We start from the raw sequence: 25,253 nt of genomic DNA on the forward strand, positions 1-25,253 counted from the left end.
AGCTAAAGCGGATCGGCTTTTACTTGCCGCTTGCCGCTTGCAGCTAGAAGCCTGCCGCTGCTTTTTTATGCTTTGGTGGAAAACCGGTAGCCGGTGCCGCGCACGGTTTGTACCAGATTTTCATAAGCATCGCCGAGGGCCTTGCGCAGGCGTCGGATGTGCACGTCGACGGTGCGTTCTTCAACATAGACGTTGCCGCCCCAGACCTGATCCAGCAATTGCCCGCGAGTGTAGGCGCGTTCCTGGTGGGTCATGAAGAATTGCAGCAGACGGTATTCGGTCGGGCCCATCTCGGCCGGTTTGCCGTCGATGGTCACGCGGTGGCTGATAGGGTCGAGCAGCAGGCCGCCGACTTCGATCGGCGCTTCGCCATCAGTCGGGCCGGCGCGGCGCAGCACAGCCTTGAGGCGCGCGACCAGTTCGCGTGGCGAAAACGGTTTGGTGATGTAGTCATCGGCGCCGACTTCCAGGCCCTGGATCTTGTTGTCCTCTTCGCCCTTGGCGGTGAGCATGATGATCGGGATGTCCCCGGTCAGCTCGTCGCGCTTGAGGCGTCGGGCCAGCTCGATGCCGGAAGTGCCGGGCAGCATCCAGTCGAGCAGGATCAGGTCCGGTTTGCGGTCGACGATGATGGCGTGTGCCTGCTGCGAGTTCTCTGCCTCGAGGCAGTCATAGCCGGCCATTTCCAACGCAACGGCGATCATTTCGCGAATGGGCGCTTCGTCGTCGACGATCAGAATGCTCCTGCCAACCATGCCTTAATCCTCTTGTCATTTAACTGTCTTGCGCCGCATTAGATAACGGAATTATTGCAGTCGTGTGACAGTATTTTAGTCGCCCGGCGGACGGCGGGATCCTGGACTAAGCTCTAAGTCCGAATCCTGACAACCACAAAAGAAGGTTTCCATGACGCAAATGACTGCTTCTTTCAAAGCCCTGTTGATGGCTGCTGCCCTGACTCTGCCTGGACTGGCCATGGCCGCCGAACCGGCCATGATGAAGGACGGCATGATGGTTGATCACAAAGGCATGACCGTTTACACGTTCGACAAGGACACTGGCGGCAAGTCGATGTGCAACGGTGATTGCGCGAAGAACTGGCCACCGATGATGGCGCCGGCGGGTGCCAAGGCTGAAGGCAAATGGACGGTCATCAAACGTGATGACGGGATGATGCAATACGCTTATGACGGCAAGCCGCTGTACACCTTCATGAAGGACGAAAAACCTGGAGAAATGAAAGGTGATGGCATGAAGGAGATGTGGCACGTGGTGCACGAGCACAAGTAAACGCAAATCCCCTGTGGGAGCGAGCTTGCTCGCGAAGGCGTCGTCTCAGTCAGCCTATGTGGCAACTGACCCAACGCTTTCGCGAGCAAGCTCGCTGCCACAGGTTTTTGCGGATCAGCGCAACGCGTAATCCAGCACGATCCCGACAAAAATCGCCAACCCGGCCCAGTGGTTGTGCAAAAACGCCTTGAAGCAACGCATCCGGTCGCGATCGCGGGTGTACCAGAATTCCCACGCGTAACACCCCGCCGCCGCCAACAGGCCGAGATGGAACCACGTCCCCAACTCGAACTTCGACCCGGCCAGCAGCAGGCAAGCCAATGACAGCGCCTGCAAGGTCAGGATGATGACCCGATCCGCATCGCCGAACAGAATCGCCGTGGATTTCACGCCGATCTTCAGGTCGTCGTCCCGATCGGTCATTGCGTAATAGGTGTCATAACCCACCGTCCACAACAGATTGGCGATCCACAGCAGCCACGCGGCGGCGGGCAGTTCGCCGGTTTCGGCGGTGAACGCCATCGGCATGCCCCACGAAAACGCCGCCCCCAGCACCACTTGCGGGTAATAGGTGTAGCGCTTCATGAACGGGTAGGTGAACGCCAATGCCAGGCCGCCCAGCGACAACCAGATCGTCGGAGCATTGGTGCACAGCACCAGCAGGAAACTCACGCCCATCAGCAGCGCGAAAAACACCAGCGCCTCTTTCGAACTGATCTTGCCGCTGGCCAGCGGGCGTTGCGCGGTGCGTTTGACGTGGCCATCGACCTTGCGGTCGGCCCAGTCGTTGATCACGCAGCCACCGGCACGAGTCAGTACCACGCCGAGCACGAAAATCACGATATTGGCCAGCGAAGGCGAGCCTTTACCGGCAATCCATAGCGCCCACAGCGTCGGCCACAGCAGCAGGTAAATGCCGATCGGCTTGTCCATGCGCGTCAGCTGAATGAAATCCCAGGCGCGCGGATTCAAGCGGTTCAGGGACTTGAGCAGGCTCTGGTACATCAGCAGTTCTCCGGATGGGCGCGGGCGGCACGCCACAGGCTCGGCAGGAAAATCTCCGCGACCAGCACACTCAGGGCGCCACGGTCGAAACGCGAACGGCGGCCCCACAGTTGCGGCGCTTTCGATGCGGCTGGCAACCACGCTTCAGGGTAGTGACAGACCTCGATGGCGCGGCGCTGGAAGGCGTGATCGCAAAACAGCAGCTCACCCAGGGAGCGGCTGCCCAGTTCGTCCATGTGCAAGCCATCACCTTGCAACGCGGCGCGTGACGCCACGCTGCGGGCAAACACCCAGGCCTCGCCGTGACCGCGCAGATACACCTCACGCACCCAGCCTTCGCTGCCTTCGGCCAGATCCAGCGCGGCGCATTCGTCGCTGCGCAGAGTGTCCCAGCCTTCGAACAACGGCGTAACGCTGAAGCCGTCATCGGACAGCCGCGTCAGGCGGCGGGTCAGCGAGCCTTCGTCGAACAACCAGTCCAGGGTCAACGGATCGGGGAGGGGCGTCAGTCGGCTTTGAGTCAGCCAGAGCGGGGCCGGGCAGGCATTTGAATGTTGCACAATGAGTCATTATTGGCCGCAAATGAGGCGGCGAGCTTAACATGGCGTGCTGCGAATTTGATTGATCCGGGTCGCCGTTGCGCCGAACAGGCTTGCATCTGCCCGGCACCATCAGTACAAAACGCCCTGAGCCGGATGGCAGCGCAACCACCATCGACCGTTCGCGCCGACAAAAGCCTGAATCCTGAGGAAGTACCTGAATGAAAAAGTGGCAATGCATCGTCTGCGGCCTGATCTACAACGAAGCTGAGGGTTGGCCGGATGACGGCATTGCGCCGGGCACCCGTTGGGAAGATGTACCGGAAGACTGGCTGTGCCCGGACTGCGGCGTCGGCAAGTCGGACTTCGAAATGATCGAAATCAACTGAGAAAAACCAAGGAGTAAGGTATGAACGCACCTGTCGTAATCGTAGGCACCGGGCTTGCGGGTTACAACCTGGCCCGGGAGTTTCGCAAACTCGATGGCGAAACCCCGCTGCTGCTGATTACCGCCGATGACGGCCGCTCTTACTCCAAGCCGATGCTCTCCACCGGTTTCGGCAAGAACAAGGACGCCGATGGCCTGAGCATGGCTGAACCCGGCACCATGGCCGAGCAGTTGAAGGCCGAAGTGCGCACCCATACGCGCATCAGTGGTATCGACGCCGGCCACAAGCGCCTGTGGATTGGCGAAGAGGCGGTGTACTACCGCGACCTGATCCTCGCCTGGGGTGCGGAAACCGTACGCGTGCCGATCGAGGGCGATGGCGCTGATCTGGTATTCCCGATCAACGATCTCGAGGATTACGCGCGTTTTCGTGCGGCAGCCGAAGGCAAACGGCGGGTGCTGGTGCTCGGTGCCGGGTTGATCGGCTGCGAATTCGCCAACGACCTGATCCTCGGCGGCTACGAGGTGCAGCTGGTTGCACCGTGCGAGCAAGTGATGCCGATGCTGCTGCACCCGGCCGCTGCGGCAGCCGTGCAGGCCGGGCTGGAAAGCCTGGGCGCGCGTTTCCACCTGGGTCCGGTACTGAATCGCCTGGAAAAGGACGCCGACGGGCTAAAAGCGCATCTGTCCGACGGTCAGGTGATTGCCTGCGATGTCGTGGTGTCGGCCATCGGTCTGCGCCCGCGCATTGATCTGGCAGCGGCGGCCGGGGTGCAGGTCAATCGCGGCGTCGTCGTCGACCGGTATCTGAAAACGTCCCACGCCAATATCTACGCCCTGGGCGACTGTGCCGAGGTCGATGGACTCAATCTGTTGTACGTGATGCCCCTCATGAGTGGTGCGCGTGCGCTGGCACAAACCCTCACCGGAAACCCTGCCGCAGTGAGCTACGGCCCGATGCCGATCACCGTGAAAACCCCGGTGTGCCCGTTGGTCGTTTCACCGCCGCCACTGGGCCGCGAAGGCGTCTGGACCGTCGAAGGGCAGGGCGCCGACATCAAGGCTGTGTGTCATGGCACCGACGGCCAGTTGCTCGGTTATGCCCTGACTGGCGCGGCGGTGATGGAAAAACTCGCCCTGAACAAACAGCTTCCGGCGCTGCTGGCGTAAATACCGGTCGTTCTGTCGGAATCACCCCGCTTTTGCCCCTACAAAGGTCGCGGGGAGACTGGCGCCGCCGGTATCCGCGTGCCATTCTCACTCCCGTCTGCCGCAGAGTAGAGCCTGCGGCGCCTTGGGCGCTGTTCCAACGAGAACAGCACGGACATAACAACAAAAAACCGTCAAAGGGGCTTCACTAATGCGTAAACCAGAACTCGCCGCTGCAATCGCTGAAAAAGCAGATCTGACCAAAGAGCAGGCCAACCGCGTACTCAATGCCGTCCTCGAAGAAATCACCGGCGCTCTGCACCGCAAGGACAGCGTGACGCTGGTGGGCTTCGGCACCTTCCTGCAACGCCACCGCGGCGCCCGTACCGGCAAAAACCCGCAGACCGGCGAGCCGGTTAAAATCAAGGCCAGCAACACCGTTGCGTTCAAGCCAGGCAAATCGTTGAAAGACAGCGTTAATCCTTAATTGCGGCGAACTCTCCGAACAACGGGGAGCAGCGCAATAAAAAATGGGCACACCGATTGCGGTCGGGTGCCCATTTTTTGTGGTGATTACACAATTGAATCAATATCCAGCTGATAGGGCGCGCCGACCGCGTGTCCTCCCGTCATTGCCGCGATCGCTGCATCGTGGTCCTGGGCGGCGGGAGGAATCATCGCCAGTTGTTCCTGAACGAGATTTTCCGGGTGCGCGTTCCAGCGCAGCAGGTTTTCCTGCACCCACTCGGGCTGTTCGGCGTAGCTGCCGTAGACGTCGGCCTCGGTGACTCGCTGGCCGTGCAGGGCGACCAGTCGAGCGTGGGTCATTTCTATTTTGCTGATTTCTCTGTCGAGAACTGTCGTCTTGTGGGTTCTTTCCTCGTGCCGGACATACGCGCTGGGGTGGTCTCGGAGATTGCGCTTCACGGCACTCAGTTGGTCTTTGAGATTCTTTAAAGCGCCACTCACCCATTCGAACTCCCGGTACGTCACCACAGAACGTTTGAGCTGCTGCGCCTCCTGCCAGCGGCGCAGGCTGGCCCAACAGCCGGGGATGTAGCTCCCGACCATCGAGTGATCGCTCGCCGCGGCGAGCTGCTCCAGAAATGAGCCGCGCTTGGGCAAGCCATTGATATTTCGCAAGGCCTGCGCGCAACCGTGATCGTTGATGAGGCTGCAGCCCGGCTGCCAGAGAATGGATGACTTGTGTTCCTTGCCAAACACCACCGGCATGAAGTGGCGTAGTTCACCGTGATGCCCGTAATCCTCACCAAAGAAGTTGGTTACGCCCCAGACCAGCAAGGCAAACCCGGCGACCGGTTGAAGGGCCAACACCACTCCGTTGGCGGTGTACATTTGCTTGGGTTCGGCATAGGTGTTCATCCAGGTGGCGGGTACGCTGGGTACCGGGTCGTTCTGGTTGACGATGCGGTGGTGGGTCAGTGACTGGGCGCTTGCGATGAAGGTGGTGTCGCCGGCGCGAGGGGCGCCGTAGGTGTAGAGCACGATATCCGATGAGTATTGAGGATCGCGGCGCAGCATCTCGGACAAGATCAGTGCTATCGCCCCGCCCAGGCTGTGTCCGGTAATCAGCAGTTTTTGCCCACTGTAGAACCTCTCCAAATAGCTCACGACAAACGGGAAAACCGCTTGGGCGCCCCCGTAGAAGCCACGGTGCACCTTGCCTTCTCCTTCTTGAAAAGGCACCTGATAGGCGTCTCCATCGCGCAGGCCATCGGGCAACGTTTCGCTGGTTCCCCGGACACTGATCAATATCACCTCGTCGTGATGCGTGATAAACGCCTGAGTGTCCGTACTGTCGGCTTGTTTGCGATCATCGAAAAAGTGCAGCTTGGCCGGATGTTCCTGTTGATCCCCCAGTGCTGGATCATTCACCTCGGGGTAGAGCTGTGGATCGAACGGCACCACTTCCAGGCGTTTCGAGTAAGGCACTTCTTCATACAACGGGTAGTACTTCTTCCTTTGCGAGGCATCGACTTTCCACAACTCATCAAACTGCGGCAGTGCATGGCCGAACCAATTGCCGCTGCTGGGCTGCACGGGGAAACTCACACGGTCGGTCTTGACCGGTTGCGTGTTCGGCTCCTGGCCGAAGTCGGTGTAACTCAGGGTCGCCATCAATGACAGTTGATAGAGGTTGAGTGCGCAGAACTCGTTGCCGATCGACAGCATAGGGCGTAGCGCCCGCATCGGGCGCACTTCCAGCACATGGTGCTTGTTCGGCAACAGAGCAATGCCCTTGGGTTCGGGCGGCGGCGGAGAGAAACCCAACTCGACCGTGGCCATGCTGGCCTGACTGAAGATCGCGCTCATTCCTGCGTCCGGCGCATTGCTATCAATCTGTGCGAACGTTCGGGTTTGGGGCGTGGAGCGCATGAGTTTGTGCGCCACCATATTCGGCGGATCACGACGCTCTGCCAGAGGCGGCAAGTGCGCTACATGTTTGACCAGTTCGCTCACTTCAACCTGGTAATAGGCGTTGGTCCCGGCTAGGTCTTTTGCTGGATTGGCCTGGGTACGCACGCCTGATTTGGTGACGAAGCGGGTTTTCTCGGCGCGAACCTGGAGTTCGGTGATGGGGAGGGGGTAGTGCTCCCTTGTTCTTAAATCTTTATAGAGTGCTTCTGTTCCTTTAAAGGGCTGGTTGAACTTGAGTACTACCGGGCCGCAGTAATGGTCGTTCACGTTGCCGGAACCCGTGGCATCCAGTTTGCCCGTGTAAACGGTGTCCTCATAATCGATAATTTCGTACGTCAACCCAGCATAGGATTTGCCATCACCAAACTCGTCCACTAATTGAAAACTCGTCGAATGTCCGCGCATTGGACAGGCGTGGATGTTGCCTTGCATAAAGGCAGCGACGCTCGGATCTAACGGTTCAATGCTCATGGGGTCTCGTCCTTGTTTTCCGTGCAGCCCGGATAAATAGTGCAAACCCGCTCATCCACCATCCTGAAGGTGCTGAAGTCTTTGTAATTTCCATTGCAGTAACCACGCTGATCTTCCATACCTTCACCCAAACAGCGCTTCCAGCCACCGGGAACTTCAACCCAGGTGTCACCCCAGCCGGGCCTTTCTTCATCAGTCAACTTGATCTTCAGTTTTACGGTTTTCCCCGGCAGTTGCTTCAGCGTGTATGCCGTGGAAGGACGACTCCGGGCGACATTGCCCTGCTCATCCATTTTTTTGCATCTCAACATTTTTATGAGGTAACGCTTGGGGCTGACCGTGCGAAAAAACCACATGCATTCACCGAAGAACTCACCTGTACCGTCATCGCTGAATGTCCCCATGTGCCGCTCCAGCAACTCTGGACGTACGGCAAATGACGCATAGTCATAGCTGCTGTTACTTCTTCCTGGGCCAAAAACGCCAATGACCTTGATCTCCACATGATTCAGCGCCAGCGGGCAGTTGCTCACGGTTCTGTAAAGCGGGATTTCTGATGTGCCTTCATATTTCATGTTGGTTTTATTGAACCCAAGCTGAGTACCTTTTCCACCCGGTACCGAGCATGTCTGATCTTGGGCGGACACGTAGGTGGCCGTCAGGTCGTACTTGAAGTTGGGCGGAAGGTCGGGAACGAAGGTGAAAGTGTTTGGTTTGCTGACAGCCGAGCAACCCACTGTCAAAGCAAGGCAAGTGCCCAATGTCAGACATTGAAGGACTTGTTTGAAGTGCAGGAAATACACCCGCGATTGCTGTGTTTTTTGATCCCTCATGGTGATGCATCCTTGTTTTCCGTGCAGCCGGGGTAAATGGTGCAAACGCGCTCATCCACCATCCTGAAGGTGCTGAAGTCTTTGTGATTGCCGTAACAAAACGCATGTTGATCTTCGAAACTTTTCCCCATGCAGCGCTTCCAGCCGTCAGGTACTTTGACCCAGGTGTCTCCAAAGGCCGGCTTTTCCTGTTCGGACAACCTGATCCTCAGCTTTATGGTTTTCCCCGAGAGTTGTGTCAGCGTGTAAGCCGTGAACGGACGACTTCGGCCAACATTGCCCTGCGCATCCATTTTTTTGCAGGTAAGCAGCTTGATCAGGTACCGCTTAGGCCCGACGGTACGAAAAGACCACATGCATTCACCGAAGAACTCACCTGTACCGTCTTCGTCGAAAGTCCCCATGTGCCGCTCCAGCAACTCCGGGCGTACGGCAAATGACGCATAGTCATAGCTGCTATCACTTCGTTCCGGGCCAAAAACACCGATGATCTTGATTTCCACTTCATTCAACGACAGCGGGCAGCCACTCGCGGTTTTGTACAGCTCAATTTCCGCGGTGCTGACGTATTCCATATTCTGCTTATTGAAGCTGACCCAGAAATCCGGCTTCCCCGCCACCCTGCACGTTTCACCTTCGATGGGCAGGTAGATGGCTTTAAGTTCGTACTTGAAGTTGGGCGGAAGATCGGGAACAAAGGTGAAAGTGTTTGGTGTCCCCACAGCCGAACAACCGACGCTCAGCGCGAGGCAACTGCCAAGCGCCAGCAATCGAAATGCACCGTTCATAAACGAGCCTCTCCCTGCCAATACAGCACTTGCTGGTAGACCCGCTCAAAATGCGCCGCCGGTTCTTCTTCAGGTTTTGGCAGCCACGATTTGGGCGGCAGATACCCCGGCATCTGCAAACTCTGCGTCAGCAAGAAATGCACTTGCTCCGGTGCTTGCCAGCCCCACAGGCGAGTTCGCTGAATCTGCCCCCACAACCAGTCATCCACATCCAGTTGTTCCGCGAGCCTGATCAGCGCTTCGGTGTGTTGGCCCACCAGATAGCGCCGGGCGTTATCGAACAGGACGTTGGCGTAAATCAGCTCCGGTGTCGGGGTTTGTAGCCATGGCGGGTCGGCTGACACCGGGTGTGCGCCAGGATCGGGATTGTCGGCGACCCTCCATTGCCCGTCGTGCCAGTAACAGACGCTGACCATCGGCCCCAGAAGTTCGGCGTACTGCTGCGGTTGCAGATGAGCCAGCGCGCGGCCGAGTACCCGATTGTCATGCGCGCGATAGACCGCCAGAGTTGGTCGTTCACCGGTCAGCACGCGTTCGCGCCAATGCGCCGCCAGGGCATCCAGCTCAACGTGACTGGCGCTTGCCAGCCAGCCCCAGTTGCGTTCGGGGGCGCGCAGCAAACTCTGAATCGCCGGGTCATGAATGGAGTCGATGTGAAACAGCAGCGGCCCTGCCTGCGCCAGTGCGTTTGCGGCTGTTCCTGCATACAGATTGCGATACCGCGCAACGCCCTGTTCGTCCAGCAGCGCAGCTCTTGTATCCATCTGCCCGTCGATATCGAGCATCAGATAAAGATCGCGCCCGGCCCGGTTTTGTTCGTGCAGCCATGATTCGAGCGCAGTCATGCGACTTCTCCAAGGCTGCACTGGCCAGCCAGACAGGCCTCGCAGAGCGGGCAATAGTCGGCCGCCTGCTGACGGGCGTCGCTGAGGATGGACGGCGGGGTGGCGATGGCGGGGATGGCTTGGCGGGCTTCAGCCTGCAATGGCTGCAACGGCGTGATCCCCGGCATGGGCGCACCGCCCTCGACGATGGGCACGCTACTGAAAATCCCCGCAGCGTTGATCACGAGGTGATGCCCGCCGGCCGTCAACGTCAGGCTCATCCCGGCATCAATCACCACGTTGCTGGCGCTCACATGTGCCTGTTCACCGGCCTGAATCACCAGTGCCCCGACCGACTGACTGCTGGTGCCACTGACCGTGAGCAAATCATCGGCGTTGATCACCGTGCTGCGCACGCCTTGGTGGGTGCGCAGCGCCTTGCCCTCGATCAGGGTGGTGCTGTCGTTGCCCGTCTGTTCGAAGCGGTCATGACCGATCACGCTGCGACTGTCGTTGAGGATCAGTTGCTCGATGTCGCGCTCGGCGCGCAGGTAGATTTTTTCCCTGCCGGCACGGTCTTCGATCGACAACTCGTTGTAGCCGCCATTGCGCGGCGAGCTTTGGCTGCGCAATACCGTTCGGGTCTTGTGTTCGGGCAGTTGATGGGCGACTGAGGTGACCTTGTTGGGCACGCAACCGGTGATCAGCGGTTTGTCCGGGTCGCCGTCCTGAAAGGTCACGACCACTTCCATGCCAATCCGCGGAATGGTTACCGCGCCAAAACCTTCACCCGCCCAACTGGATGCAACACGGATCCAGCAACTGCTTTTTTCGCTGCCGAGTTCGGCGCGATCCCATGGGAATTCCACGCGAACTCTGCCGTACTCGTCGCAAAAAATGTCCTCGCCAGCAGGGCCGGTCACGCGCGCGGTCTGGCAGACCAGCAGCGGCTTGCGCGGTGGCAGAGAAGGGCGGTAAGACACCTCCGCCGGCATGGCCGTGAAGGTGTTGCGATAACCTTGGGTGAAACCGTCGGCGGGTGGGGCGTCATTGCTGCCTGCTTCTTCAAGTGACTGCGGCTGCCTTCCTTCATGATGAAGACTTGCCAGTAGCCACAGCTCGTTGCAGTCCTGGCGCGGATGTTCGGTCAGGTCGAACAGGTAGCCGCTGCGCAAGGTGCTTTGATTGCTTTTGCCTTCGATCAATAAATAGTCGCGGCGATGCCGCTCCAGTGCCTGACGTGCCAGTTGTCTGCCGTGTTTTTCCGACGTCATCAGCAGCGGGTAGCGATAGTCCTCAAGCTCGGGTGTGAATTCGGCAGTGAAACGACTTTCAAGCAACAGGCTGGGTCGCCTCAAGTCATAGTCGCGGCGGGTGACGGTGGTGGTGCGAGTGTTGAAGCGCAGGGTCAGTTCATTGACCACCGGGTGTTTCGCGACCATGCCGCTGTCGGCCTGAAAAGGCGTCGGACCCAGTGTCGGGAAGAACACCTGACTGTCGGTGAACACCAGCAAATGCCGGTCTGGCGAATGCTGGTGATGCCACGCAATTCCGTCTTCGGCGCACAGACGCTGAATGAACGCGAAATCGCTTTCGTCATACTGGGTGCAGTACTCACGCTCCGGATTGAGCGCGACGTTGAAGGTGAAGACGTCGGACTGGATGCCATGACGCTGGAGCACTTGCGCAATGATTTGCGGCACCGTCAGCTTCTGGAAAATCCGCTGGTCGTAGCTGAACTGCAAATAGTGCAACGCTGGCACCAGCGTAAGTGCGTAGCGGGTCAGGCGTTTTCCGGATTCCCCGAGCATCACCTCTTCGATACGCCCGTGAATGCCTTCGCCGTTGTGGCCGAACTGCAGGAATGCCGGTTGACTGAGCAGTCGCTCCAGATCGAGGTGCGGATACTCGCTGACCAGTTCTATGCGGATGGAATAAAGCTGACTGATAGCTTCAGTGCCATCGAATGCCAGTACCTGAAAATCATGGCGAATTCCGGGAATTTGCAGGGTAAAAGGCGCGCAACTGCCCGTGCTGAACATACGCTTGTCCTTAAGCAAGGTGAGTCGATGCGCGGTGTTCGATCGTCCCTGATCGCCACGCGAAAGAATTTGCCAAGGCAAGCTAGCAATGCAGGAAATAAATTGATGTAAGAAGTATCCCTGAGGTTTGTCAGAGTATTCCGGGTGTGAAAGTCCGGGCAGAATTGAAGGAAAAGACTGTAGGGGAACACTTCAATAATTATTGAGTTGGTACGGATGTACAGTGTTCAGCAGTTGCGTATAAGTTTCAGGAATATGAATTGCCATCAGTTTGATGGCACTTTTTTTGTTTAGCGTTGTCTGCGGAAAAATATTTAGAAAAATCTGCGTTTTTCGGAAGAGTCCTACTTCTATTTTTTTCGAGAGTTGTCATGCTTGCCGCCCTGTAATGGAACGGGCGTTCGGGCCGATACGGTCAAGTTCGAGCGGGCCGCTCTGGATCAAGGGTTCTGAAGGGGCGTGGCGAACGCAGGCCATATAAATCGCTATCAGGGATTCCCCTGTCGGATATAGGGCAATCTCTTACACGCACCAATGAACACTTCGTCTTGTTGTTTAATCGGATGCTTGCTAGTGGCCATCATAGTGATTACGATGCGCCCACTTGAAAGAGCACATCTCAATTGGATGAGTCGCTTCACCGCTCTTCGATACTGTCCCGCGCCGTGGCAACTCCAATAGGCGCAAGACTGTAATCCTAATTAAAGGCCATGGATGTCCTACTCAAGCAAACTTTCCGCCCATTACCTCGAACTCGCAAAAGTCTCTGTTTCCAAAGAGAATTTCGCGGGCGAAGACGTTCGTTTTTCGAGCGAATTCGAGGCCCTGGAAAGCGAGCTGGCCAAAGCTTCGTCGATGCACGAGAGCGGGCAGATCGACTGGCTGAAAATCCGTGAAAACAGCGAAAATCTCCTGCGCACCCAGTCCAAGGACTTGCGGGTTGGCGCCTGGCTGACCTGGTCGCTGTACCAGCGCGAGTCCTTCCCCGGGCTGCTGGCGGGCCTCGGCTTGCTGCACCACCTGTCGGAAAACAACTGGGCCGACGTTCACCCGCTCAAACCCCGTACCCGTGCCGCCGCCATCGGCTGGCTGGTGCCGCGTCTCGAGCAGGTCATCACTGAAAACATTGCGATCAAAGAGCAGTTGCCGATGTTCCGGCAGCTCTCCGAGCACCTGTCCGGTCTCGAAGCGGCCTGCGCTGAACATCTGGGCGATGATGCGCCGCTGCTGCTGCCGATCTCCCGTCGTCTGAAAACCATGATCCAGCGCGCCGCCGACAATCAGCCGGCCCCCGGTGTGGTGGGCGCGGCGGTGGCGCAGGTCAAGCAGGCTGCGAGCCAGTTGCTGACGCCCGGCGCGCCGATCGACAACGAGCGCGAGGCACACAAAGCCTTGCGCGCCCAGCAGGAAAGTGCCCGCCCGTTGTGTGCCTGGTGGCTCAAGCAGAAGGCCACCGACCTGCGCGCCCTGCGCCTGAATCGCACTCTGCTGTGGATGACCATCGACGCGGTACCCGAGCGCAACGCCGAGCAGATCACCGTGTTGCGCGGCCTGCCGCTGGAGAAACTCAAGCTCTATCAGGACCGCTTCGATCAGGGCAAATACGCCGACCTGCTGGTGGAACTGGAGGCGAGCCTGGCGAAGGCGCCGTTCTGGTTCGATGGCCAGAGGATGGTCTGGGAATGTCTCCAGAACCTCAACGCCGAGTTGGCCATGCGCGAAGTGGAAATCCACTTCGCGCTTTTGATTCAGCGCCTGCCCGGCATTGTCGAGTTGCGCTTCCATGACGGCGCGCCGTTTGCCGATCCGTCCACCCGGGCGTGGATCGCCGCCAACGTCATGCCGCACCTGCAAAGCGCCAGTGCGCCGCGCAAGGTCGAAAGCGAAAACGTCGAAACCCAGCCCGCCTGGGAAAAGGCCCTTGAGGAAGTGTTGCCATTGCTGCGCAAGGAAGGCCTGAAACCGGCCGTGCAGATCCTCAAGCAGGGTTTGCAGTCGGCCCACGGTGGTCGCGAGCGCTTCTTCTGGCAGTTCGCCCTCGCGCGCCTGTGCTTCATGGCCAAGAAGTACGAACTGGCCAAGAACCAGCTCGAAACCCTCGATCAGACATTACAGGACTCAGGCCTGCACGCCTGGGAGCCCGATCTTGCATTGGAAGTGCTGCACCTGCTGCACAGTTGCTGCGAGTTGTTGCCGCAGAACCATGCAGTGCGTGAACGCAAGGAAGAGATTTATCGCAGGCTGTGCCACCTCGACCTCGAAGTGGTACTCGAATAGGCCCCAGGGCCACAACCGCAAGGAGAAAAGCCATGGCCAAAGAAGGCTCGGTAGCCCCCAAGGAACGCATCAACGTCACCTTCAAACCCGCCACCGGCGGTGCTCAGGAAGAGATTGAACTGCCGCTGAAACTACTGGCAATCGGTGACTACACCCACCGCAAGGACGATCGCAAAATCGAGGATCGCAAGCCGATCAGCATCGACAAGATGACCTTCGACGAAGTGTTGGCCAAGCAAGAACTGGGTCTGACGCTGAGCGTGCCGAACCGTTTGCAGGAAGATGGCGAGGCCGACGAGCTGGCTGTGCAACTGCGCGTCAATTCGATGAAGGACTTCAACCCGGCCAGCCTGGTCGAGCAAGTGCCTGAGCTGAAAAAACTGATGGAACTGCGCGATGCGCTGGTGGCCCTCAAAGGCCCGCTGGGTAACGCACCTGCGTTCCGTAAAGCGATCGAAGGCGTGCTCGCCGACGACGAATCCCGCGGTCGCGTACTCGGTGAGCTGGGCCTGAACGCCGCAGCCCCGGACGCCTGAGAACCCAGCAGCCAAGGAAGCCAACACAATGAGCACTAGCGCAGCACAAGAGAAAAGCGCCGACAACGGCGAGTACAGCATTCTCGACAGCATCATCGCCGAAACCCGTCTGACCCCGGACGACGAAGCCTACGACATCGCCAAGCGTGGCGTGTCGGCGTTCATCGAAGAGCTGCTCAAGCCGCAGAACAACGGTGAGCCGGTCAAGAAAGCCATGGTTGACCGCATGATCGCCGAGATCGACGCCAAGCTCAGCCGTCAGATGGACGAAATTCTCCACCACCCGGATTTCCAGGCCCTGGAATCGTCGTGGCGTGGTCTGCAGTTGCTGGTCGACCGCACCAACTTCCGCGAAAACATCAAGATCGAAATCCTCAACGTCTCCAAAGAAGACCTGCTGGACGATTTCGAAGATTCGCCGGAAGTCATGCAGTCGGGCCTGTACAAGCACATCTACACCGCTGAATACGGCCAGTTCGGTGGTCAGCCGGTTGGCGCGATCATCGCCAACTACTTCATGTCCCCAAGCTCGCCGGACGTGAAACTGATGCAGTACGTGGCCAGCGTATCCTGCATGTCCCACGCGCCGTTCATCGCCGCGGCCGGCCCGAAATTCTTCGGTCTGGAAAGCTTCACCGGCCTGCCGGATCTGAAAGATCTGAAAGACCACTTCGAAGGCCCGCAATTCGCCAAATGGCAGAGCTTCCGGACTTCGGAAGACTCCCGTTACGTTGGCCTGACCGTGCCGCGTTTCCTGCTGCGTAACCCGTACGATCCGGAAGAAAACCCGGTCAAATCGTTCGTGTACAAGGAAACCGTTGCCAACAGCCACGAGCACTACCTGTGGGGCAACACCGCTTTCGCGTTCGGCACCAAGCTGACCGACAGCTTCGCCAAATTCCGCTGGTGCCCGAACATCATCGGCCCACAGAGCGGTGGTGCGGTTGAAGACCTGCCGTTGCACCATTTCGAAAGCATGGGCGAAATCGAAACCAAGATCCCTACCGAGGTTCTGGTCTCCGACCGTCGTGAATACGAACTGGCCGAGGAAGGCTTCATCTCCCTGACCATGCGTAAAGGCTCCGACAACGCGGCGTTCTTCTCCGCAAGCTCGGTGCAGAAGCCGAAGTTCTTCGGCATCAGCGCAGAAGGCAAGGCGGCAGAGCTGAACTACAAGCTCGGCACCCAACTGCCGTACATGATGATCGTCAACCGCCTGGCTCACTACCTGAAAGTGCTGCAGCGCGAGCAACTCGGTTCGTGGAAAGAACGTACCGACCTCGAGCTGGAACTGAACAAGTGGATTCGCCAGTACGTCGCCGACCAGGAAAACCCGAGCGCCGAAGTGCGTGGCCGTCGTCCGCTGCGCGCTGCGCAAGTGATCGTCAGCGACGTTGAAGGCGAGCCGGGCTGGTACCGCGTGAGCTTGAACGTGCGTCCGCACTTCAAGTACATGGGTGCCGATTTCACCCTGTCGCTGGTTGGCAAGCTGGACAAAGAGTAAGAGCGACTCATGGACGGATACGGCAGTCTTTTCGAACGCCTCAATGGCGATGCGGAACAGCGCAAGGGCAGGAGCCTCGAGGCTTCGGCCATGGCGTCGGTGGCTGCCCATCTGGCCAAAATGCTCAGCACCCGGGCCGGCAGCGTGCAAACGCTGTCCGACTACGGGTTGCCCGATCTCAATGACATGCGTCTGAGCCTGCACGACTCCCTGAGTCAGGCCCGCCTGGCCATCGAAAGCTTCATCGAAGCCTACGAGCCGCGCCTGAGCAACGTGCGTGTCATTTCCCTGCCGCGTGACCACGATCAGCTTCGCCTCGCCTTCAGCATCGAAGGCCTGCTGGAAGTTGAAGGGTTCAAGCGTCAGGTCAGTTTTTCCGCGCGCCTGGATGGCAGCGGACAAGTGAAGGTCACCTAAGGAGATCCCCGATGTCTGGCAAACCCGCAGCACGCGTATCCGACCCCACCGCTTGCCCGCTCCCCGGCCACGGTACCAACCCGATCGCCGTTGGTTCCGGCGACGTGTTCTTCGACGGCCTCGCGGCCGCCCGCCAAGGTGATGCCTCGGCGTGTGGTGGTGCGATGTCGGGCGGTTTGGCGACCACTGTGTTGATCAACGGCAAACCTGCCGCGACGGTTGATTCGGTGGGTACGCATGGCAACAAGGTTACGGCTGGATCCGGGACGGTGATTATCGGTAATTCGCATTCGCCGGCGCCGTTTGTGCCGCCGTTGCCGGTGGAGCTCAGTTGGCCTTTTACCCAGCACTTCGTCGCACGCAATCCGAGAACCGGTGCTCCGGTCGCAAACCGTGCCTACACCCTGAGAACGGCCTCTGGCAAAGAAATCAAGGGTGTTACTGATGCACAGGGTAAAACGGCGCCTATTGCTTCCAATTTGGCTGAAAGCGTCACGCTTACCTTCGAACCGCAGTCTTCGCTCGTGATTGCATAGGGTTTATGACATGACCGCACCGGCACCACTCACGACCCAGCTCACGCCTTCTTCTGACAAGACGCCAGTAGAAGTGCCTGTGGACGAATTCCAGATCACAGATATTCCTGGCGCCATGAGAAAAATGGGCTGGGTGCAGGCCGCTCGACTGATGCAGCGCTGGTTCGATGGCAAGCCTTACGAAATGACTATCGACGAAAAAGAAGGGCGTCTTGACGTTAAACAACTCACTCCAGAAAAACTGTTTGATGATCTGGAGTTCGATTGGTTGAACAGTGCGTCACCGCACACAGGTGAAGATGTAAAAGCGTTGCTCGAAAAAGCAGCGTATGCCAGTCAGTACAACGAGCTGATCGGGCGTGCCAAAGGATTGAATCAACTGGCGCCTGGTCTTTTGCAGTTTATGACGCGTCTGAGAGATCTCGGGATTCTTGATCAGGCAAGCATGGATCTGAAAACAGGCGAATATGATTTCAGTTCTATGAGCGCCCAAGAGTTGGAAGTAACATCGCAGTACAATCGCAGGTCTATCGGAACTGATAAGTGGGCAAGAATTACTGATCCACTGGATGATGTTTACGGAACGTTGGGTGGGTTTTCCGTAAAGTTTGCTGTTACCAAATTTTCAACGGTTTCGAAAACCAAAAAAACACCGGCCACTTTGCATATCGAAGAAATTGGTTGCTACATACGTGATACGTATGAGTTTTTGAATGACAGCAGTAATAATCAGCCGCTTGGATACTGGAGCTTTGAAAGTGGCGTGAAAGGATTTAGTGCGTTGGGTCGAGATACATTTGAGGCCGATGGCCAGTTATATCACAAGGTAACTAACGATAGCTTCAATCAGTACCGTGCTCTACATGGTAAAGGTGGCGATTTGTTTGTTTATTCAACCGTGAAGAAGTTGCCAACATCCATTGACTTTCGTTTCATGAGTGCCGATTTCGGTGAGTTCGTGGCGAGGGCAAAGCCGATGGTAGCGTCATGATCAGTGCTAACAGAAAACGAGGCGTTTATCTGCTGCTGGCTGTGTCATTGCTTCTGGCGATGCTTCTCGCGCTAAAAGTTCACAGTTCTCTGGTTGCAAAGCCATTAAAAACTTATGTGAGTGAATCTGGTAAATGCTACATCGCCAGATATGCAGCTGATTATGGGTTTTTGGGAATCGCAGGAAGTTTGGTAGAGCTTTTCAGCAGTCAATCCTTCTATCGGGTCTATTCAATGGATGGGGAACTTCTAAAAACATCTGAGTGGTATCTATGGATGCGAGAGGGAGATCCGGGGGCTGCCCCGGAATTTCATGGCGAGATGATCTTGTATCCGGGTTCAGAAGGCTGGGAAAGTTGGATAATTCCAGAATGTCGGTAATAGGTTTTTTTGGGGCTGAAGGCACGTCCTCATTCCAGAGTGCCGATAAAGCCATGACCGGAGTTGCACATGAATAGCCGTCACGCCATCGGTCTGGCTGTGCACTCGCTAGCCTGTGTGATTTATATCGTTATGAATGGCTATGCGGTTCCCGCCTATAAACAACTGGTCGGTGGATTGACCTCGCACGGTGTCGCCATCGGCATGGCGATGTATCTGATTTTCTATTTTTTCGTTTTCATGAATTTGATTTTGGTCTTCATCCAGCGTCAAGCCATCCAGTTTGGCCTGGTAGTTTTGATGATGTTGACGATTCTGTTTTATCTGCTGCCGCAGTACCCCATTCGTGGCTTGGCCTATTGCGCGCTTACAGGTGGTTTGACGGTTTGCGCCATCCTGCTGACCAACGTCATCCACACGGCTTACACCCGCTGGCGCAAGCACGCGGCACTGCAACCGCTGGAGGCTCAGAAACGTCGAGCATTGCCGCGACTGTTGCTGGCTTTGGCGCTGACCGGTGTGTCCATATGCATCGTCTTGCTGGGGTTGAAGATTTTCGGTGGCTTAACGGCGCAGGCCTTGGCGCGACACTCGAGCGAGTCGGGCGAGTGCTACCTCATCACATACGCACCCGGTTATCCCAAGCTGGGATTGATCGGGCAAGTGTTTGGGATGTTCAGCAGCGGGTACTTTTTTCGGGTGTATACCAAGGACGGCGCGTTGCTCGAATCCTCGGAATGGAATTTCCGGGTGACTGAAATTTTTGCGGTTGCTCCCGAATTCAACGGCTCGACAGTGCTGTATCCCGGCACGCAAGGCTACGAAGACTGGTGGGTGCCGGAATGCGCCTGATCGCCAGAAGCTCTCTCATGCAGAAAACACATGGTATGCAGCATGACGCAATGGATGCGTGTGTTTTCGAGGATGGAGGCTTGCCCGTGATAGGTGTATCGGAGATGGCCCTGCTCAGTCGCGCGCAACTCAGTTTCTTCATGGGAGCCTTGTGGACGCCATTCTTGGCCATGCTGGCGTTTTCATCCTATGGCCTGTGGATTGGCGAGTATTCGACATTCGACTCGTCCGAGACCCACTGGGTGTATCTGTTGTGGTTCGGCATGCCCGGGTTGCTGTTGTTTGCGCTATGGGGCTCGCGGGCCGCGAAGAGCCGCAATGAGCAGCAGGCGCTGCGAATGGTCTGGCTGGCGCCGTTGAAAATCATCCCTTTCTACGCGGTGCCCTGGATGCTTTATGGCTTGTGCAGCCTGGTCGCCGGGCCATTCGACAATGCTTTCATGGCCTACGGATGGATCCTGCTCGTGCCGTACCTCCTGATCGCCGGTTACTTCTGTGCCGGTCTGACGGTCGCGCTCTACAGGATATTTTTTTGATGAGTTCCACTACCAGGCAGGTAACCCGTGTCCTTTAACCACTACTACCAAAGCGAACTCACCGCACTGCGCCAACTCGGTCGCCGTTTCGCCGAGCGTAGTCCGGCGTTGGCGCCGTTTCTGGGCCAGGCCGGGCGGGATCCGGATGTGGAGCGGTTGCTCGAAGGCTTTGCGTTTCTCACCGGGCGGCTGCGGCAGAAGCTCGATGACGAATTGCCGGAACTCAGCCATTCGCTGATGCAACTGCTGTGGCCGAACTACATGCGCCCGCTGCCGGCGTTCAGCATTCTGCAGTTCGATCCGCTCAAGCGATCCGGGCCTGCATTGCGGGTCGAGCGCGATACGCCGATTGAAAGCAAGCCGATCGAAGACGTGCGTTGCCGCTTCCGCACCTGCTATCCGACTGAGGTGCTGCCGCTGGATCTGGCTGCGCTGAACTACTCGGTGAAGGGTGACGGCTCGCTGCTCAGCCTGCGTCTGGAAATGAGCGCCGACGGCCACCTCGGTGAGCTGGAACTGAGCAAACTGCGTCTGCACTTTGCCGGCGAGCGCTACATCAGCCAGATGCTCTACCTGAGCCTGCTGCGCAATCTCGAAGGCATCGAGCTGATCCCGCTCGACGGCGCCGGCAAGCCGATAGATGGTGTCGCCGGCAAGCCGATGGCGTTCAAGATTCCCGGTGACCGGGTCAAGCCGGTGGGTTTTGCCGAAGAAGAGGCGTTGATTCCGTATCCGCTGAACACTTTCCGTGGCTATCGCTACCTGCAGGAATACTTCGCTTTCCAGGACAAGTTCCTGTTCGTCGACGTCAACGGTCTGGACATTCTCAAGGCGCTGCCGGAAGACACGCTCAAGCAGATGCGTGGCCTGGAACTGCGCTTCGACATTCGCAAGAGCGGCATCATGCGCATGCGGCCGACCCTGGATAACGTGAAGCTGTTCTGCACGCCGATTGCCAACCTGTTCGCCCACGACGCCCTGCCGATCCGTCTCGACGGCAAGCAGGACGAATACCTGCTGCTGCCGGCGGAATACGATCTGGAAAACTGCGGTGTGTTTTCGGTGGAAACCGTCACTGGCTGGAAGCCCGGCGGCCTCGGTTATCAGGAGTACGTGCCGTTCGAATCCTTCGAGCACGACCCGAGTTTCGACGTGCCCAACAGCCGTCCGCATTACAGCATTCGCCAGCGTTCGTCCCTGCTGCACGACGGCCTCGACACCTACCTGAGCTTCGGCATCCGCCACACCGAAGCCCACGAAACCCTGTCGATCGAGCTGATGTGCACCAACCAGAACCTGCCGCGCAAGCTCAAGCTCGGCGACATCTGCCTGGCCTGCGAAGAGACCCCGGAGTTCCTCAGTTTCCGCAACATCACCCCGGCGACGTCGAGCTTCGCACCACCGCTGAACCGTGACTTCCTGTGGAAGCTGATCAGCAACATGTCGCTTAACTATCTGTCGCTGGCCGACGTCAATGCGTTGAAGGTGATTCTGGAAACCTACGACTTGCCGCGCTACTACGACCAGCACGCGGAGAAGGTCAGCAAACGCCTGCTTGGCGGCCTCAAGCACATCAAACATCACCACGTCGACCGGCTGCACCGTGGGCTGCCGGTGCGCGGTCTGCGCACCGAACTGACCATCGACCCGGAAGGGTATATCGGCGAAGGCGACCTGTTCGTGTTCGCTTCGGTTCTTAACGAGTTTTTCGCGCTTTACGCCAGTCTCAATTCATTCCATGAGCTGCGGGTAAAAAGCACACAGGGAGAGGTGTACCAATGGACACCACGTATGGGCCTGCAGCCCCTGCTTTAAGCGGGCTGACCAAGGTAATACGCGAGTACTCGCTGTTTCAGGCCGTGCTGCTGGTGATCGACCGGCTGCGCGAGGCTCACCCGTACCTGAGCGAAGACGACTTGTACGATCACGTGGAATTCCAGGCCAACCCGAGCCTCGGTTTTCCGCGCAGCGATGTTGATCGTGTGGAGTTCTTCGAAGAGCACGGGCAGATGCGCGCGCGCATGCGTTTCAACCTGATTGGTCTGGTCGGTTCGGGCTCGCCGCTGCCGGCGTTCTATGGCGAACAAGCCTTGGGCGACAGCGAGGACGGCAACCCGACGCGCAACTTCCTCGACCTGTTCCACCATCGCCTGCAACGGCTGATGCTGCCGATCTGGCGCAAGTACCGCTATCGCGCCAGCTTCCAGAGCGGCGCGATCGACCCGTTCTCGTCGCAGCTGTTCGCGCTGATCGGTCTGGGTGGCGACGAGATCCGCAAGGCCAAGGAACTGAACTGGAAACGCCTGCTGCCGTACCTCGGCCTGCTCAGCTTGCGGGCGCACTCGGCGGCATTGATCGAAGCGGTGCTGCGTTACTACTTCAAACACGAAGACCTGGTCATCGAACAGTGCATCGAGCGCCGCGTGGAAATCCTCGACGAGCAGCGCAACCGCCTTGGGCGCGCCAACAGCCTGCTGGGTGAAGACCTGGTGCTGGGTGAGCGGGTGCGCGACCGCAGCGGCAAATTCCGCATTCACATCACCGAACTCGACTGGGAGCGATTCCACGAATTCCTGCCGATCGGGTTCGGCTACCAGCCGCTGTGCGCGCTGGTGCGGTTCACCTTGCGTGACCCGCTCGATTACGACATTCGCCTGGTGCTGCGCCCGGAAGAAATCCGCGAACTGCGCATTGGTGAGAAGAACGACTGTCGCCTGGGGTGGACCAGTTGGCTGGGCTGCGAAAAAGCAGACGGCGTAGTGACCCTGGGCAGCAAAATTCATTAAGGACGTGAGCCATGATCAACGTAGACCTGCAACAACTCATTCAGGCGCTGGACGCCGAAACCCGCCGTGATCTGGAGCGTTCAGCCGAGCGTTGCGTGGCCCGTGGCGGCAGCAAGATCCTCGTCGAAGACCTGCTGCTGGGGCTGCTGGAGCGTCCTAACGGCTTGCTGTCGCGTGCGCTGCAGGATGCCGACGTCGACGCCGGCGAACTGAGCGCCGCGCTGCAGTCGCGCGTTGAGCACAGCGCTTCGCGTAACCCGGTGTTCGCCCCGGAACTGGTGCAGTGGCTGCAAGATGCGCTGCTGGTGGCCAACCTTGAACTGGGCCAGACCCAGGTCGAAGACGCCGCGCTGATCCTCGCCCTGCTGCGCAACCCGATGCGCTACGCCGGCAGTCGCTATCAGCCGCTGCTCGCGAAATTGAACATTGATCGCCTGAAGGAATTTGCCCTGTCGCAACAGGAACAACCGGCGGCCAACGGTAAACCGGCGGCGCAGGGCGAGTCGCTGTTGCAGCGCTTCACCCACAACCTGACTCAGCAGGCCCGCGACGGCAAACTCGACCCGGTATTGTGCCGTGACGGCGCGATCCGCCAGATGGTCGACATCCTCGCCCGCCGCCGCAAGAACAACCCGATCGTGGTCGGTGAGGCCGGTGTCGGTAAAACCGCCATCGTCGAAGGCCTGGCCTCGCGCATTGCTGCCGGTGAAGTGCCGCAGGTGCTCAAGGGCGTCGAGCTGCTGTCGCTGGACATGGGTTTGCTGCAGGCGGGTGCCAGCGTAAAAGGTGAGTTCGAACGTCGTCTCAAAGGCGTGATCGACGAGGTCAAAGCCTCGCCAAAACCGATCATTCTGTTCATCGACGAAGCCCACACCCTGATCGGTGCTGGCGGCAATGCCGGCGGTTCCGACGCAGCCAACCTGCTGAAACCAGCGCTGGCGCGGGGCGAGCTGCGTACCATCGCCGCCACCACTTGGGCCGAGTACAAGAAATACTTCGAGAAAGACCCGGCACTGGCCCGTCGTTTCCAGCCGGTGCAACTGCATGAACCGACCGTCAACGAAGCGGTGACCATCCTTCGTGGTCTGGCCCAGGTTTACGAGAAGAGCCACGGCATCTACCTGCGTGATGACGCGGTGGTCTCGGCGGCCGAATTGTCCGCACGTTATCTGGCCGGTCGCCAGCTGCCGGACAAAGCTGTCGACGTCCTCGACACCGCCTGTGCTCGCGTGCGTATCAGCCTTGCCGCTGCCCCGGAAAGCCTTGAGCGCCTGCGTGGCGAACTGGCCGAAGGTGGTCGTCAGCGTCAGGCCCTGCGTCGCGATGCCGAGGCCGGTCTGCTGATCGACCACGAAGCGCTGGATGCTCTGGAAGCGCGACTCGACGAAGCCGAAACCGAAATGGTCGCGCTGGAAAGCCTGTGGACCGAACAGAAACAACTGGCCGAGCGCCTGCTGGAACTGCGCCAGCAACTGGCCAAGGCCCGCGAAGCCGCTGCCGTTGAACCGACTGTCAGTGTTGAAGAAGACGCCGAAGGCACCGTGATCGAAACCCTCGCCGCTGAAGTCGAGGAAGGCCAGAGCGTCGAAGCGCTGGAAGCCGAACTGAATAAAACCCACAGTGCCCTGACCGCCGCACAAGTCAAAGAGCGTCTGGTCAGCTTCGAAGTCTGCCCGCGTCTGGTCGCCGAAGTGATCAGCGCCTGGACCGGTGTGCCATTGGCGCAACTGGCCCGCGAACACAACGCCAAGGTCGCCAGTTTCGCCACCGACCTGCGCACGCGCATCCGTGGTCAGGAACAAGCCGTGCACGCACTGGATCGCTCGATGCGCGCCACCGCTGCGGGCCTGAACAAACCTGACGCACCGGTCGGTGTGTTCCTGCTGGTCGGCCCGAGTGGCGTCGGCAAGACCGAAACCGCGCTGGCCCTCGCTGATCTGCTGTACGGCGGTGACCGTTTCATCACCACCATCAACATGTCCGAGTTCCAGGAGAAGCACACCGTTTCTCGCCTGATCGGTGCGCCACCGGGCTACGTCGGTTACGGCGAGGGCGGCATGCTCACCGAAGCCGTGCGGCAGAAGCCGTACTCGGTGGTGCTGCTCGATGAAGTCGAGAAGGCTGACCCCGACGTGCTCAACCTGTTCTACCAAATCTTCGACAAGGGCGTGGCCAACGACGGCGAAGGGCGCGAAATCGACTTCCGCAACACGTTGATCCTGATGACCTCGAACCTCGGTAGCGACAAGATCAGCGACCTCTGCGAAGACGGCGCACGTCCGAGCGCCGAACTGCTCGAAGAAACCATTCGCCCGGTGCTGAGCAAACACTTCAAACCGGCGCTGCTGGCGCGGATGAAAGTGGTGCCGTACTACCCGGTCGGCGGTCCGGTGCTGCGCGAGCTGATCGAGATCAAACTGGGCCGACTCGGCGAGCGCCTCAACCGTCGTCAGCTGGATTTCAGCTGGTGCCAGAACCTCGTCGATCACCTGTCCGAGCGTTGCACGCAAAGCGAAAGCGGTGCGCGCCTGATCGACCATCTGCTCGATCAGCATGTGCTGCCGCTGGTGGCTGACCGCTTGCTCGACGCGATGGCCACCGGCGAAAGCCTCAAGCGTGTGCATGCCACGCTCGACGGCGAAGCCAGCGTGACCTGCGAGTTCGCCTGAG

24 protein-coding genes are annotated in these 25,253 nt (G+C 58.6%); 16 read left to right on the forward strand and 8 right to left on the reverse strand.

From position 1 onward, the window contains the following. Positions 1-65 precede the first annotated feature (65 nt). A complete protein-coding gene (phoB, locus tag K5Y35_RS07930) occupies positions 66-755 on the reverse strand; it encodes a phosphate regulon transcriptional regulator PhoB (RefSeq protein ID WP_007896474.1) in 690 nt (229 codons plus the stop codon). Between the two features lie 151 nt (positions 756-906). On the opposite strand from phoB, the gene K5Y35_RS07935 reads away from it, so the two are divergent. Then, on the forward strand, positions 907-1,290 hold the full coding sequence (locus tag K5Y35_RS07935; RefSeq protein ID WP_123469936.1) for a hypothetical protein: 384 nt from the start codon (positions 907-909) through the stop codon (positions 1,288-1,290). 114 nt (positions 1,291-1,404) lie between these two features. Here the strand turns inward: K5Y35_RS07935 and ubiA are convergent, their stop codons facing one another. Both ubiA and K5Y35_RS07945 read right to left on the reverse strand, forming a co-directional pair. After that, positions 1,405-2,295 (reverse strand): 4-hydroxybenzoate octaprenyltransferase, encoded by an 891-nt coding sequence (gene ubiA / locus K5Y35_RS07940; protein ID WP_222834031.1) that lies wholly within the window; start codon positions 2,293-2,295, stop codon positions 1,405-1,407. Next, a complete protein-coding gene (locus K5Y35_RS07945) occupies positions 2,295-2,855 on the reverse strand; it encodes a chorismate--pyruvate lyase family protein (RefSeq protein ID WP_222834032.1) in 561 nt (186 codons plus the stop codon). The genes ubiA and K5Y35_RS07945 overlap by 1 nt, the downstream gene beginning before the upstream one ends. 200 nt (positions 2,856-3,055) lie before the next feature. Here K5Y35_RS07945 and K5Y35_RS07950 point away from each other — a divergent pair, with 200 nt between their 5' ends. From K5Y35_RS07950 to K5Y35_RS07960, 3 genes are all read left to right on the forward strand, one after another. Beyond that, positions 3,056-3,223, forward strand: coding sequence for a rubredoxin (locus tag K5Y35_RS07950; protein ID WP_222834033.1), 168 nt, complete (start codon positions 3,056-3,058; stop codon positions 3,221-3,223). A gap of 20 nt (positions 3,224-3,243) precedes the next feature. Continuing rightward, positions 3,244-4,392, forward strand: a complete 1,149-nt coding sequence (locus K5Y35_RS07955) for an NAD(P)/FAD-dependent oxidoreductase (RefSeq protein WP_222834034.1) — start codon at positions 3,244-3,246, stop codon at positions 4,390-4,392. A 190-nt stretch (positions 4,393-4,582) separates the two neighbouring features. Continuing rightward, the gene (locus K5Y35_RS07960) at positions 4,583-4,858 is read left to right on the forward strand and encodes an HU family DNA-binding protein (protein WP_003213368.1); all 276 of its coding nucleotides are present in this window, start codon (positions 4,583-4,585) and stop codon (positions 4,856-4,858) included. A gap of 86 nt (positions 4,859-4,944) precedes the next feature. Here the strand turns inward: K5Y35_RS07960 and K5Y35_RS07965 are convergent, their stop codons facing one another. Genes K5Y35_RS07965 through tssI form a run of 5 tightly spaced genes read right to left on the reverse strand, consistent with a single transcriptional unit; the run spans position 4,945 to position 11,768 of the window. Then, complete coding sequence (locus K5Y35_RS07965) at positions 4,945-7,281, reverse strand: lipase family protein (RefSeq protein ID WP_222834035.1); 2,337 nt, start codon at positions 7,279-7,281, stop codon at positions 4,945-4,947. After that, on the reverse strand, positions 7,278-8,114 hold the full coding sequence (locus K5Y35_RS07970; RefSeq protein ID WP_222834036.1) for a hypothetical protein: 837 nt from the start codon (positions 8,112-8,114) through the stop codon (positions 7,278-7,280). Before K5Y35_RS07970 ends, K5Y35_RS07965 begins: the two co-directional genes overlap by 4 nt. Further along, entirely contained in the window at positions 8,111-8,902 is a 792-nt protein-coding gene (locus K5Y35_RS07975) for a hypothetical protein (protein ID WP_222834037.1), read from the reverse strand. The genes K5Y35_RS07970 and K5Y35_RS07975 overlap by 4 nt, the downstream gene beginning before the upstream one ends. After that, positions 8,899-9,747 carry a DUF4123 domain-containing protein gene (locus K5Y35_RS07980; RefSeq protein WP_222834038.1) on the reverse strand — a complete coding sequence of 283 codons (849 nt, stop codon included), beginning with the start codon at positions 9,745-9,747 and terminating at the stop codon, positions 8,899-8,901. Before K5Y35_RS07980 ends, K5Y35_RS07975 begins: the two co-directional genes overlap by 4 nt. Further along, positions 9,744-11,768, reverse strand: a complete 2,025-nt coding sequence (gene tssI / locus K5Y35_RS07985; protein ID WP_222834039.1) for a type VI secretion system tip protein TssI/VgrG — start codon at positions 11,766-11,768, stop codon at positions 9,744-9,746. The genes K5Y35_RS07980 and tssI overlap by 4 nt, the downstream gene beginning before the upstream one ends. A gap of 714 nt (positions 11,769-12,482) precedes the next feature. Here tssI and tssA point away from each other — a divergent pair. The 12 genes from tssA to tssH all read left to right on the forward strand — a co-directional run bounded on the left by tssA (position 12,483) and on the right by tssH (position 25,252). Then, positions 12,483-14,045 (forward strand): type VI secretion system protein TssA, encoded by a 1,563-nt coding sequence (gene tssA / locus K5Y35_RS07990; RefSeq protein ID WP_123469924.1) that lies wholly within the window; start codon positions 12,483-12,485, stop codon positions 14,043-14,045. Positions 14,046-14,077: 32 nt separating this feature from the next. Next, positions 14,078-14,581 (forward strand): type VI secretion system contractile sheath small subunit, encoded by a 504-nt coding sequence (tssB, locus tag K5Y35_RS07995; RefSeq protein WP_003229587.1) that lies wholly within the window; start codon positions 14,078-14,080, stop codon positions 14,579-14,581. A gap of 28 nt (positions 14,582-14,609) precedes the next feature. Beyond that, entirely contained in the window at positions 14,610-16,085 is a 1,476-nt protein-coding gene (gene tssC / locus K5Y35_RS08000) for a type VI secretion system contractile sheath large subunit (RefSeq protein ID WP_123469922.1), read from the forward strand. A gap of 9 nt (positions 16,086-16,094) precedes the next feature. After that, a complete protein-coding gene (gene tssE, locus K5Y35_RS08005; protein ID WP_122594477.1) occupies positions 16,095-16,502 on the forward strand; it encodes a type VI secretion system baseplate subunit TssE in 408 nt (135 codons plus the stop codon). An 11-nt stretch (positions 16,503-16,513) separates the two neighbouring features. Continuing rightward, positions 16,514-17,038, forward strand: a complete 525-nt coding sequence (locus K5Y35_RS08010; RefSeq protein ID WP_222834040.1) for a PAAR domain-containing protein — start codon at positions 16,514-16,516, stop codon at positions 17,036-17,038. A 10-nt stretch (positions 17,039-17,048) separates the two neighbouring features. After that, positions 17,049-18,029: a DUF6402 family protein gene (locus K5Y35_RS08015; RefSeq protein WP_122842178.1), complete on the forward strand. Its 981-nt coding sequence runs from the start codon at positions 17,049-17,051 to the stop codon at positions 18,027-18,029. Continuing rightward, entirely contained in the window at positions 18,026-18,409 is a 384-nt protein-coding gene (locus K5Y35_RS08020; RefSeq protein ID WP_222834041.1) for a hypothetical protein, read from the forward strand. The genes K5Y35_RS08015 and K5Y35_RS08020 overlap by 4 nt, the downstream gene beginning before the upstream one ends. Positions 18,410-18,478: 69 nt before the next feature. After that, complete coding sequence (locus tag K5Y35_RS27825) at positions 18,479-19,261, forward strand: hypothetical protein (RefSeq protein ID WP_261991346.1); 783 nt, start codon at positions 18,479-18,481, stop codon at positions 19,259-19,261. Between the two features lie 104 nt (positions 19,262-19,365). Continuing rightward, positions 19,366-19,797 carry a hypothetical protein gene (locus tag K5Y35_RS08030; protein WP_186620433.1) on the forward strand — a complete coding sequence of 144 codons (432 nt, stop codon included), beginning with the start codon at positions 19,366-19,368 and terminating at the stop codon, positions 19,795-19,797. Between the two features lie 27 nt (positions 19,798-19,824). Further along, positions 19,825-21,612, forward strand: coding sequence for a type VI secretion system baseplate subunit TssF (tssF, locus tag K5Y35_RS08035; RefSeq protein WP_123469916.1), 1,788 nt, complete (start codon positions 19,825-19,827; stop codon positions 21,610-21,612). Then, positions 21,576-22,583, forward strand: coding sequence for a type VI secretion system baseplate subunit TssG (gene tssG / locus K5Y35_RS08040; RefSeq protein ID WP_123469914.1), 1,008 nt, complete (start codon positions 21,576-21,578; stop codon positions 22,581-22,583). The genes tssF and tssG overlap by 37 nt, the downstream gene beginning before the upstream one ends. Before the next feature lie 11 nt (positions 22,584-22,594). Continuing rightward, complete coding sequence (tssH, locus tag K5Y35_RS08045; RefSeq protein ID WP_123469912.1) at positions 22,595-25,252, forward strand: type VI secretion system ATPase TssH; 2,658 nt, start codon at positions 22,595-22,597, stop codon at positions 25,250-25,252. Position 25,253 lies beyond the last annotated feature (1 nt).

The organism is Pseudomonas sp. SC3(2021), assembly GCF_019856535.1.
Taxonomy (GTDB): domain Bacteria; phylum Pseudomonadota; class Gammaproteobacteria; order Pseudomonadales; family Pseudomonadaceae; genus Aquipseudomonas; species Aquipseudomonas monsensis.